Source organism: Pseudoalteromonas sp. SWYJZ19 (assembly GCF_015864375.1).
GTDB lineage: Bacteria > Pseudomonadota > Gammaproteobacteria > Enterobacterales > Alteromonadaceae > Pseudoalteromonas > Pseudoalteromonas arctica.
Map to the genome: position 1 here is coordinate 13251 of NZ_JADYXI010000014.1, position 12624 is coordinate 25874.

The window sequence follows — 12624 nt, forward strand, 5'->3', positions numbered from 1 at the left end:
AAATTAGCCAAGCAAAATCTGTTGCAGATGCAGATAATTATCTGCAGTTGCAATAGGGCTAAGCTCATTTAGTTGCTGAGCGTTGTGTACACCCATAGTTACACCAATTCTATCCATGCCAGCGGCTTTTGCCATGTTCATGTCTATTTGAGTGTCACCAATCATTACAGCGTCATTAGCGCTTATGCCAAGTTCTTCTAGTAATTGATACAACATATCTGGAGAGGGCTTAGATTGCGCTTCGTCGCTAGTACGCGTTGCACTAAAAAAGTGGCGCAATTTACTTTGTTCAAGTAAACGATCTAATCCATCCCTACCTTTACCCGTTGCTACGGCTAAAACAATGCCCTGCTCTTTTAAGGTACCTAAAACGCTGGCAACATTATCAAATACAGGAGTAGGTGTGGTATCCACACTATACTGATGCTTATAAGCAGAAATTAACGCTTGATGCTGCGCTGCATTATTGGGAAATAAAACGTCAATTGCTTTTTCAAGCGACATCCCAATAATATTCTTAATTGCTAAGTCGCTTGGCGGCACAATATTAAGTAACTCGGCGCTACTACGAATACAGTTAACTATTTTAGTGACTGAATCCATAACTGTGCCGTCCCAATCAAAAATAACGAGCTTATATTTTTTAATTGGTACTGCTTTAATCATAGTTTTGCATCACGTAATTTTAGTAATGTATTTTTAAGCGTTTTATCCAGCGGTGCTTCTACTCGCATCGTTGTTTCGTTTTTAGGATGATAAAAAGTTAAATCGTGTGCGTGTAAAAATAATCGGTTTAAACCAACTTTACGCATAGAATCGTCAAAACCCTGATCGCCATATTTATCGTCGCATGCTATTGGGTGGCCTTTACATTGCGTATGCACACGAATTTGGTGCGTACGTCCTGTAACAGGTGATGCTTGTACCAATGAGCAATCGTTAAAGCGCTCTAATACTTTAAAGCGAGTATGTGAAGGTTTACCCTCAGTGTTATCTACGCGTACTACGCGCTCACCCGATTTAAGTGTGTTTTTACGCAGCCCTTCGGTTACGTTTTTAGTTTTAGAGTCCCACTGCCCTTCTACAAGCGCCCAGTAATTTTTTTCCATTGTTTTTTCACGAAGTTGTTCATGCAATGCGGTTAACACCGAACGACGCTTCGCGATAAGTAAACAACCCGATGTATCACGGTCAAGCCTATGAACTAGCTCAAGGCTACGTTCTTCTGGGCGAAGTGCGCGTAGTGCTTCAATTAAACCATAACTTAAGCCACTGCCACCATGAACAGCCATACCTGATGGCTTATTGATAACGATGAGGTATTTATCTTCAAATAAAATATCGTTTTCAAGGCGTGTTACTTTGTCTAACTTTGATGGAACAAATTCTTCACGCTCAGCAACTCTGATAGGTGCAATACGAAGTACATCTTCAAGCTGTAGTTTATATACAGGCTTAATACGCTTTTTATTAACGCGTACCTCACCTTTGCGCAAAAGTTTATAAATAGCGCTTTTAGGCACCCCTTTTAAATGGGTAATAAGAAAGTTATCAATACGCTGACCTAAATGGTCTTCGTTGATCGTGACATAAGTTACTTGTAAGTCGTTTTTTTCTGACATTGCCTAATCACTAATTTAAGTAAAATAATTTAGTTGCTAACACTGTAATAATAGTGGGATAATCAGCAGCGCAAATATTTAGTATTTGCAAATAACAACGGTGCTTTTTAACACATTAAAACATTCGTGATGCACATTCTGGGTAGCCGATCATACAGATCCGAGTTAAGTTTTCCAAAGCTTTTATGCCTCCTCAGTTAACACGTGCGATCAATTAACGGCAATGCGCGTAATATATTGCTGGTTAAGTTTGAACATGAAGCGATTTTTAACGTGCTAGAGAAAGCAATGAACAGATAATTTGTCTGATAGTGACGACGTAAAAAACGTCGTTCAGCACTAGCTCAATTATTGTAGTACCGTATAGCAGCTTATTTAGAACTAAAAAAATCTAATAAATAAGCGTTCATTAACATCGGCAGCGATTTTTGCTCTTAAAACGGATATTAGCGATACATCAGTATGTATTGCTCACCAACTTAATGAGCCCTACGCGCCTAATATGAATGATATTTAGTAAGATTAATATGACAGGCCGACTTCTGGGTAAAACTTGTAAACGTAGCTGAAAAGCCGACAGTTTTAGCACCATTAAGAATTTAATAGCGATAATAATTGCTATTGTTTGCCAGCATTTAAAATACTGCATACGAGAAACAGAGCCGTTCCGTTAAAGACCCAGTCGTGAGGCTGCACATTCTAAAAATAGGGACAACTGAACAGGCGAGAAAAACATCGTCATGTCAGCGACATAAATAAGTAGAGTAACAATATGAAACGTATGCTAATCAATGCAACGCAGCAAGAAGAAATGCGCGTAGCACTGGTTGATGGCCAGCGCCTTTATGATTTAGATATCGAAAGCCCAGGTCACGAACAGAAAAAAGCCAATATTTATAAAGGCAAAATCACTCGCATTGAACCATCTCTTGAAGCAGCATTTGTTGATTACGGTGCTGACCGCCATGGTTTCCTTCCTTTAAAAGAAATTGCCCGTACTTACTTCCCTGCAGGTTACACTTTTCATGGTCGCCCTAACATCCGCGACGTGATCAAAGAAGGTCAAGAAGTAATAGTACAAGTTGATAAAGAAGAGCGTGGCCAAAAAGGCGCTGCGTTAACTACTTTTATCAGTGTTGCTGGTAGCTACTTAGTGCTTATGCCTAACAACCCACGTGCTGGCGGTATTTCTCGTCGCATTGAAGGTGATGAACGTACTGAACTTAAAGAAGCATTGGGTCGTTTAGAACTTCCTAAAGGTATGGGCTTAATTGTTCGTACAGCGGGTGTTGGTAAATCGTTTGAAGAATTAAACTACGATTTAAAAGCATTATTAGTACATTGGGAAGCAATTAGACAAGCAGCCGATAGTGCTAAAGCGCCATTTTTAATACACCAAGAAAGCAATGTAATATTCCGTGCGATACGCGATTATTTACGTCGTGATATTGGCGAAATTTTAATTGATAAACCACGTGTTTTTGAAGAAGCTAAAGCGCACATTGAGCGTTTTCGTCCTGACTTTATGAGCCGTGTTAAGCTTTATCAAGGTGACACTCCTTTATTTACGCATTACCAAATTGAAAGCCAAATTGAGTCTGCGTTCCAGCGTGAAGTACGCTTGCCTTCTGGTGGTTCAATTGTAATTGACCCAACTGAAGCACTAACGTCTATCGATATCAACTCGTCTAAAGCAACTAAAGGCGGCGATATTGAAGAAACAGCACTTAATACTAACTTAGAAGCGGCCGATGAGATTGCACGTCAATTACGTCTTCGTGACTTAGGTGGTTTAATTGTTATCGACTTTATCGATATGACACCTCCGCGTCATCAACGTGAAGTAGAAAATCGTTTAAAAGATGCTGCTCGTCCAGATCGTGCTCGTGTTCAAATTGGTAAAATTTCACGCTTTGGTTTACTTGAAATGTCGCGTCAGCGTTTGCGTCCTTCATTAGGTGAAGCAAGCCAAGGCCCATGCCCACGTTGTAGTGGCCAAGGTACTATTCGTTCAAACGAATCAATCGCGCTTTCTATTCTTCGTTTAATTGAAGAAGAAGCAATTAAAGACAACACAGCACAAGTAAATGCACAAGTGCCTGTTGCCGTTGCCGCTTATTTATTAAATGAGCAACGTCGTAGTGTTCATCGCATTGAAAAACATCATAAATGTGACGTAGTGATTATTCCTAATCAACATATGGAAACACCACATTACGAAGTTATGCGTTTACGTAAAGACGAAACACTTGAAACGGTAAGTTACGGACAAGTTGTTGCGCCTGAACCTGAAGCATTTGAGATGTCAAAATCACCAAGTGCACCAGTACGTGAAGAGCCAATGCTAAAAGGTGTTGTAATGCCTTCTACACCGGCTCCACAAGCAGCGCCTGCACCAGTAGCTCAGCCTGTAGTAACAGAGACTAAAACTGAAGGTGGCTTGTTTGAAGCAATCACTAAATGGTTTAAATCATTATTTGCAAGCGAAACAGTAGAAGAGAAAAAAGAAGCTGTAGAAAAAGAGCAGCAAGAAGCGCGTAATAACGCTCGCCGTGGTAACGATAATCGTCGTCGTAATAACAACCAACGTCGTCGTAATAATAACCCGCGCACTAATAAACCACGCAATGAGCGCCCTGCAGCTGAAGAGGAAGTTAAAACAGACTCACCAGCAGCAACAAGTACCGAGACTCAAGAGAGAAACGAGAACCGCAATAAGCGTCGTCGTAACCCTAACTCTCGTAAGCGCCCAGAGCATAAAAGCGAAGAAAAAGATCAAGTTAAAACTGAAGCCCCTGTAAAAGCAGAAGTAGAAGTAGAAACTGATTCTAAGCCAGCTCAAGCTGTAGAGCCTAAAGAGCAAAAGCCTAAAGTTCGCCGTCAACGTCGTAACATACGTAAAAAAGTACGTCTGCAAGATGAAAACGCTGAGCAAGCTAACTCAACAGAGCAAACACCTGAACAAGCTGTAGTTATTGATACTCCACAAGTTCAAGAGCAAGCACCTGTTGTAGAAAAGCAAACGCAAGCTCCGGCAGAAAAAACAGCGCATATTAAAGAGGAAAAAGTTGACGTTGAAACTGTTGATTCTAACGATGAAACAGCAACTACAGAAGACGAGCAAGAGCAAACACGTACACGCTCACGCCGTTCTCCTCGTCATCTTCGTGCATCTGGTCAACGTCGTCGACGTCCTGAAGGTGAAGCAGAAGTTAAATCTGATGAAGCCCCTGCATTTGTTCCAGTTGCTGATCAAGCAGCTGCAGAATATGAAGCAGAACTGAAAGCGAAATCTGAAGAAACACCTGTGGATGCAGCGCAGCAAATTGAACAAGCCGTTGCCGTTGAAGACTTAGCAAAAGTTGAAGCTGTAGAAGAGCCAGCTAAAGTTGAAGCGCCTGTAGTAACTCAAGAGCCAGCTAAAGTTGAAACTCCAGTAGCAACTGAAGAGCCAACTAAAGTTGAAACTCCAGTAGCAACTGAAGAGCCAGCTAAAGTTGAAGCGCCAGTAGTAACTGAAGAGCCAGCTAAAGTTGAAGCGCCAGTAGTAACTGAAGAGCCAGCTAAAGTTGAAACTCCAGTAGTGACTGAAGAGCCAGCTAAAGTTGAAGCGCCAGTAGTAACTGAAGAACCAACTAAAGTTGAAACGCCAGTAGTAACTGAAGAGCCAGCTAAAGTTGAAGCAAAAGTGAAAACTGAAAAATCAGCACCGCATGTTAAAACAGCGGTAACTCAAGGGTCTGCAAGTGCGCCAATGGCACAACCTACTCCTGTAGCTGATAGCGAAGTAAAACATACATCTGTAGCAATGGCTCACGATAAACGTGAACTAGTGCCAGACAGTGGTTTACGTGCAGGTTCTATCAAACCTGCTGGTCGTGCAAGCTCTGCAACGACTAAAACAATGAGTGTTGATTAATAACTAACACTTATTAAAAAGCCCCGCTATTTGATAAATAGCGGGGCTTTTTTGTTTACATGCTTTGAATAATTATTAAAGTTTCTTTACGCTCATAATAAGCGATTTATTCACAAAGAGGTTAAGAGACGCTGCGCTTTTAGAGGTAGTAATCAGGCTAAGTCTTGCTAATAAAGCATGGCTTGTGTTTTCTAATTTACTCCTTCTTTGTTCAATAGATCTTTAAGTGGTTTTGTTAACAAAGAAATTAAATAAACAGAAGCGGTGCTTCTCGCGTAAGCAAGCTTCACGCCTACAGCCGAAATTTAACACCGTGAATAAGATTAACGAGTAGACGCACCATTTGTTGGCGTGACGGGCAAAGCCCGTAAAAAGTAATTTGTTCACAAAGAGGTTAAAAGACGCTGCGCTTTTAGAGGTAACAATAAAGCTAAATTGAAAAAGCTCCGCAAATAAACCATCGCTTGTGTTTTCTCATTTACTCCTCTTTCACTTCTCTTTGTGAAATAGATCTTTAAGTGGTTTTGTTAGCAAAGAAATTAAGTAAACAGAAGCGATGCTTCTTGCGTAAGCAAACTTCACGCCTACAGCCGAAATTAAATATCAAGTACAAATTAACCTGTAGAAGCACAACTTATTGTCGTGACGAGTAACGTCCGTAATAAGCGACTTATTCACAAAGAGGTTAAGAGACGCTGCGCTTTTAGAGGTAGTAATAAGGCTAAGTCTTGCTAATAAAGCATGGCTTGTGTTTTCTCACTTACTCTTCTTTCACTTCTATTTTTGCAATAGATATTTTAGTAGCTTTGTTCCGATGCAACAAATTTAGATACCGGTATAAAAAAGCGCGATATAAATATCGCGCTCTTAAATCAACTTTCAACTCGCTCAAATGAGTTTACTCTTTTTCATTTTCCATAAAACGTTGTAGCTGATCTTTTAAGTTTGGCGGAATGCCTTTAATCACTAGTGTATCGGTTGCTTCGTTGTACGTTACGCGCTCACCTAAGTGTTTACGTTCAAAACTTACACTTACACCCCCACCAAGGCCTGAAAACTTAACCATACTGGTTACGGTTTTTTTATCAACGGGGAAAGTTTCTTCCAAGTCATAGTTTTGCTCTTTGCAAAAACTATCAAACGGGCTGTCATCGCCTTTTGTAAGCGTTGCTGAAAGATCGCTCACACTTGCATCTTCGCCTGTGGTTACGCAATCATTACAGTAATCAAATACTTGTTTACGTAAATCGTCTTTTTCTGATTTATCAAACTGTTGCTCTGATAAATAATCCTCTACTGCGCTAAGCATTACTTGGCTTTGCTGTTTTGAATCAATACCCTCTTCACAGCCTAAAAAGTCTAAGAAAAAGTCAGCAACTTTACGACCCGCACGTCCTTTGATAAACGAAATATAACGATTATCTTCTGCTTGCGTATCCCATGCTGTTAAATCGATACGAGCAGCGAGTTGCATGCGAGATATATCTAAATGGCGAGAAGCCGCTAAATCAAGCTCAGAGGTCATAGAGTAATGCTCTTTAATGTTAATCATCGCAATTAACATGTAATCGGTAGCAACATACTGATAATGACAAAATACTAAATAGCCTGTTTCACTAAATGCATACTTATCAAGCTCTTCTTTTAAAACCGTTGAGGCTTGCTCGGTCATATGCCAAAAGCCTAACTCATCGTTACGGTAGCTTTGCATTGCAGATGCTACAACGCTGTTTTTATCACCACTGAAAGCACAGTAACCTTTACCTGGCTTACCATTATATGCATGATGTAATTGTTCGATAAAAACGGCTACTTTATCGTTAATTACCATCTCATCATTTCGAAGGTGAATTTGCGTATCGTCGTCTTTTTTGTCTACATAATGAACGACTAATTTTTTAACGTCTGTTGTCATCTTTGTTTTTCACGCCTCTAGTGTTAAAATACGAGAATATAACTATTTTATTGAACCAACTGATGCCAATCTTATCAAAATACTCTAATGAAGAAGTAGAACAAATCGTCGATCAGCTTATTGATGTGCTAACTAAACACAATGCGCCGGTAGATTTAAGCCTTATGTGTTTAGGAAATTCTATCACGCATATCTTAAAAGAGCATGTACCAACAGGGAAAAGACAAGCCGTAACTGAGAACTTTGCAAAAGCTCTATCACAGTCGGTTAAATAAACTCTATGAATTTATCGCAGCACAATCAGTTTTCATCAAAAGCGAGTCAGCTATTAAGCTGGGGCCATTGGTTTACTTTTGCCAATATTGGCTTGGCGCTATTTATTAGCTTAAGCTACTTATTTGCCGACTCGCCACCAACAAGCTTTATGGGCATTACTTATATGCTAGTAACGTGGTTAAGCCACACTAGTTTTATCGCCTTTTTAGCGTTTGTGCTGACGGTATTTCCGCTTAGTTTAATATTCCCCTACCCACGACATATACGAGGCATGGCGGCTGTTATAGCCACACTAGGCGCTTCACTGCTTACCCTTGATGCTTATGTTTACGTTAATTTGGGTTATCATCTAAGTATATCTGCCTTGCCTGAAATCATTTCATTGTTGTGGCATCGTTTAACCAGTTCACCTGCTTTAACAACCATTTTAGCCAGTGGGATTGTATTACTTATTTTAGGCTTTCAGCTACTTGTGAGTAATTACACATGGCAACACCTTGAGCGCTTAAAACAATATAAATTTGCACGTTACGCAATTTCATTTTTAATAGTGTGTTTTTCACTTAGTCACAGTATTCATATTTGGGCTGACGCAAATTTAAACTTTGACGTAACGAAGCAAGATAATGTACTACCACTGTCATACCCTACTACCGCTAAAAGTTTATTAGCTAAAAATGACCTGCTTGATATAGAAAGCTATAAGCAAGCACATAACGTAAAAATTAATAACCAAAACATTAGTTATCAAATGCCAAGCCCGCTTGATAAGTGCGAGGACTACACACAAGCCAATGTAGATATTTTTGTATTTGAAACCCAGCAACAACTCGCTAAATTTGTTGCCGATAATAAAAACTTACACAAAACAGAGCAGTTTTTACAGCCAACTAATCACGACGATATGCTATTTAGCTTAGTGTATGGTTTGCCAGCTTTTTATAAAGCAGCAATTTTAAGAGATCAAACTCTTCCCGCATGGCAAAGTCAGCGCCGCAGCATTGAAGTAACCGGCGTGGAAGAACTTAGTTTTATAAATGATCAAGCACATAGTTCTAGCGCAATTAGAGTTATTAAAAGTAGCGATAACGCCGTTGTACGAGATGATAAAACACAGGTTTTTGCTTTTAGTCTTGCCAATAACAAGCAAGAAGTAGTAACAACATCAACTTTATATAGCTCCGACAAACGTATTTCTAAAGTAGATGGACTTATTCAACCTAGCGATTTAATTGCAACAAGTGTTGGCCAATATTTAAATTGTAAAGCCATTGCTAAGCAAACAATGCTGGGCGTTAATTTATACAAGAAAAAAGATGATATGGGCGTTAACTACTCTCAGGGTGTCGTTATAGCCTATAAAAAAGATAGGATTACCTTAATAGATTCAGATGGTAACTTTAAAAACATCTCTGCCGCTGAAGGTTTTTCTATTGAACAAGGTTTAGATATACCATTTTTAGTACAGAGTATTAAAAAGCTCAAAACCTTTACCCAATAACAGTTATCCTAACCTAGCTTGATATACCACCAAGCTAGGTTATAGTTTTATATTGTTGTTAGATATAAAAACCAAGGATGACACGTATGTTTAAAACTTCTCGTTATATTCTCCATTCTAGCTTTTTACTTATCAGTTTTTTTAGCTTTAGCGATACCACTTACTACAAATGTGTAACAGAAAAAGGCACAATCTTCTCTCAACTGCCGTGTGACGACGAAGCAACGACTTATAAAGTTAACACGACGGGTAATCAGTATTCTGGTCCTAAGGTTGACTACACTAAACAACTGAATGAGCTTGAACGTGAAAGGCTTCTATCTGGCTTACAGGCAGAGCTTCGCAGTAATAACCATAAACTAACAATACTTGATCGTAATAAGCAGCGTACCGAATATAAACAACAAGAACGATTAAATCATATTCTAGCCATTGATGATAAAAAGCGTATTACCAAAGACATTACTAAAAAACTAAAAATAATTAATAAAGAGTACAAAAAAGATGTATTGGTTATTACTAAACAAATTAAAATTCTCGAAAAAAAGATAGCTCAATACCAATAAATCACTGTTAATTAGCAAGTAATATTTATCTTGGTTTTAAACTTAAAATAACATACCCTTAACACAATAGAGTATAAGCTCTAGGGACTATTAAGGAGTGCAAATGCAGCCTCGCCATATTGCTGAATTAATTTTAACGGGTTTTAAAAGGCACTATCAGCTATTTCAAAAAACAACGGCCAAAGCCCCTCTCGCCTTTGCAAAAAAAGATTGGCAAGCAATTAATGATATCAGCCGTTTGCGTATCAGCTATTATGATGATCGTGTTAACGAAACCACACAAGCGCTAAAAAAAGAAACCCCAACAGAGCAATTAGATGAAAGCCTATGGCTCGAAGTTAAAAAGATATATCAGCACTTTTTATGTTTCCACCCTCAAGCAGAACTCGCCGAAACCTTTTATAATTCTGTATTTTGCCGGCTGTACCATAGGCGCTATTTTCATAATGACTTTATATTTGTAGAAGCAACTTTGAAAGATGCTCCTTCAGTACCTGTTGAGGCCGAATATAGGACATACTTTCCAGTAGTTGATGGCCTAAAGCCAACAATAAAACGCATTATTAATCATTTTGATTTTAAAGCCCCATTTGTAAATTTAGAGCGTGATATTCGCCTTCTTGTTAAAGCTTTTTATAAACAAGCACCCGATACACATCACCAACCTTGGCAAATGCGCTTTGATATTTTGCACACACCTTTTTATCGTAATAAAGCAGCTTATATTGTTGGTCGTGTTGTTTCAAAAAGTGGGGTTCAGCCTTTTATAATCGCCGTATTGCACGATGAAGATAACGGATTATATTTAGATGCACTTTTAACTAAATCGTCTCAAATGCGTGTCATTTTTGGCTTTGCCCGCGCCTACTTTATGGTAGAGACTCATGCACCTTCAGCACTTGTCCGGTTTTTGAATCAGCTTATGCCAAACAAAACACTTGCTGAGCTCTATAACGCAGTGGGTTTTCATAAGCAGGGTAAAACTGAGTTTTATCGAGAGTTTTTAAATCACTTATCTCACTCTAATGATGAGTTTACAATTGCACCGGGTACTCCCGGTATGGTGATGATGGTATTTACCCTTCCCTCATTTGGTTATGTTTTTAAAGTAATAAAAGACAAATTTGGTGAAAGTAAGCCCTTCGGCCGTGATACCGTATTAAAGCGTTATCAACTAGTAAAAAACCATGATCGCGTTGGCAGAATGGCCGATACCATAGAGTATTCTAACGTCGTATTTCCTTTGGCACGTTTTGATAGTAATTTACTTGCGCAATTACATAAAACAATTGGCTCATCAATGGTAATTGAAGGCGAATGGTTGATCATCAAGCATTTATATATTGAACGGCGCATGACACCACTCAATTTATTTTTAGAAAATGCTGATGAAGAAAGTGCCGCAGACGCGATTGAAGAATACGGGCAAGCTCTAAAAGAAATGATTGCCGTTAATATATTTCCTGGCGATATGCTCTTAAAAAACTTTGGTGTAAGTAAGCACAAACGTATTATTTTTTACGATTACGATGAAGTTCAATACCTAACAGATATGAACTTTAGAGCATTACCAAAAGCAAAGAGCTACGACGATTATTTAATGGATGAACAAAGTTACTCTGTTGCACCACAAGATGTATTCCCAGAGCAGTTATGTACATTTGTAATGCCTAATCCTATGTATAAAAAGTTTTTCCTCAGCACTCATCCAGAGCTTATAGATGTTAGCTTTTGGAAGCAGGCTCAACAAAATATAAAAAATGGGCAGGTAAGTCATATTTACCCTTACCCGACAGCACAGCGATTTATCCATCACTGGTAGACGCAAAGGACACACAATGAATATAAGTAAAATAGATTTAAATTTACTCGTTTATCTCGATACATTGCTTCGAGAATGCAATGTAACACGCGCTGCTAATCAATTGAGTATTACGCAGCCCGCAATGAGTAATGGCCTTAAACGTCTTCGTAACTTATTTAACGACCCTATTTTAGTTCGTACCAGCGATGGTATGGTCCCGACAGAGCGCGCTTTAGAGTTACAACCCGTTATTCGTGGCATATTAATGACGCTTGAAGAAACCCTAGCACCTAATAGAGAATTTGAGGCAAGCCAGAGTAAACGTGTATTTAGAATAATGGCCAGTGATTACGCTGCAAGTACGTTAGCGCCAAAGCTCTTAAGTAAACTACACGAAGAAGCCCCCGATACTACTTTAGATATACTCACACCAAGTGATGTAACCTTTCATGACGTAGAAAACGGTAAAGTAGATATGGCAATCAACCGTTTTGAAAACTTACCTCAGTCTTTTCATCATAAACGTATTTGGAAAGACAGTTTTTGCTGCTTAGTTAAGGCCGACAACCCTATTATTGAAAACTTTAGCCTCGACAGCTACTTAAAAGCGCGCCATATATGGGTGAGTAAAACAGGTTTTGGTGTAGGCGTGGGCATGGACCCTAAAGATGTGCAAAAACTTGGTTGGGTTGACGAAGCACTTGCCCACTTTGGTAAACATCGTAACATTGCCACTTTTACGCGTAACTACCATGTAGCGATTCATTTAGCTAAAGAGAAAAATTTGATTGCGACCCTTCCTTCAAAAGCCGCAAATATATACTTAGATGATCCGGGGCTTAAAATTTTAGAGCCACCGTTTCCAATTCCTCCTTTTGAGCTTGATATGATTTGGAGCCCACTGTTACATCGCGATGCGAGCCACATCTGGTTACGCCAAAAAGTAGCTGAAGTAGCTGAAGAGCTAAAATAACTTTATTACACAATATAATGTAAAAATTGCTAGGTTAATACCTACTCT

The 12624-nt window shown here is 39.0% G+C and carries 9 protein-coding genes; 6 read left to right on the forward strand and 3 right to left on the reverse strand.

Annotated elements, in window-relative coordinates; translation table 11 throughout:
• Positions 1-3: 3 nt before the first annotated feature.
• Positions 4-666 carry an HAD-IA family hydrolase gene (locus I6F45_RS14175; RefSeq protein WP_024593396.1) on the reverse strand — a complete coding sequence of 221 codons (663 nt, stop codon included), beginning with the start codon at positions 664-666 and terminating at the stop codon, positions 4-6.
• Positions 663-1622 carry a 23S rRNA pseudouridine(955/2504/2580) synthase RluC gene (gene rluC / locus I6F45_RS14180; RefSeq protein WP_024593397.1) on the reverse strand — a complete coding sequence of 320 codons (960 nt, stop codon included), beginning with the start codon at positions 1620-1622 and terminating at the stop codon, positions 663-665. The genes I6F45_RS14175 and rluC overlap by 4 nt, the downstream gene beginning before the upstream one ends.
• A gap of 772 nt (positions 1623-2394) precedes the next feature.
• On the opposite strand from rluC, the gene rne reads away from it, so the two are divergent.
• The gene (gene rne / locus I6F45_RS14185; protein WP_165740123.1) at positions 2395-5541 is read left to right on the forward strand and encodes a ribonuclease E; all 3147 of its coding nucleotides are present in this window, start codon (positions 2395-2397) and stop codon (positions 5539-5541) included.
• Positions 5542-6439: 898 nt separating this feature from the next.
• On the opposite strand, the gene yejK is transcribed toward rne, so the two are convergent.
• Positions 6440-7456 carry a nucleoid-associated protein YejK gene (gene yejK / locus I6F45_RS14190; protein WP_197160850.1) on the reverse strand — a complete coding sequence of 339 codons (1017 nt, stop codon included), beginning with the start codon at positions 7454-7456 and terminating at the stop codon, positions 6440-6442.
• Positions 7457-7518: 62 nt separating this feature from the next.
• Here yejK and I6F45_RS14195 point away from each other — a divergent pair, with 62 nt between their 5' ends.
• The 5 genes from I6F45_RS14195 to I6F45_RS14215 all read left to right on the forward strand — a co-directional run bounded on the left by I6F45_RS14195 (position 7519) and on the right by I6F45_RS14215 (position 12576).
• On the forward strand, positions 7519-7731 hold the full coding sequence (locus I6F45_RS14195) for a DUF1414 domain-containing protein (RefSeq protein ID WP_007375276.1): 213 nt from the start codon (positions 7519-7521) through the stop codon (positions 7729-7731).
• A 5-nt stretch (positions 7732-7736) separates the two neighbouring features.
• Positions 7737-9233, forward strand: coding sequence for a DUF3413 domain-containing protein (locus tag I6F45_RS14200; protein ID WP_007585701.1), 1497 nt, complete (start codon positions 7737-7739; stop codon positions 9231-9233).
• 86 nt (positions 9234-9319) lie between these two features.
• Positions 9320-9799: a DUF4124 domain-containing protein gene (locus I6F45_RS14205; RefSeq protein WP_197160852.1), complete on the forward strand. Its 480-nt coding sequence runs from the start codon at positions 9320-9322 to the stop codon at positions 9797-9799.
• Between the two features lie 103 nt (positions 9800-9902).
• Positions 9903-11621, forward strand: a complete 1719-nt coding sequence (gene aceK / locus I6F45_RS14210) for a bifunctional isocitrate dehydrogenase kinase/phosphatase (RefSeq protein WP_165739723.1) — start codon at positions 9903-9905, stop codon at positions 11619-11621.
• Positions 11622-11637: 16 nt separating this feature from the next.
• On the forward strand, positions 11638-12576 hold the full coding sequence (locus I6F45_RS14215; protein ID WP_002961484.1) for a LysR family transcriptional regulator: 939 nt from the start codon (positions 11638-11640) through the stop codon (positions 12574-12576).
• Positions 12577-12624: the final 48 nt, after the last annotated feature.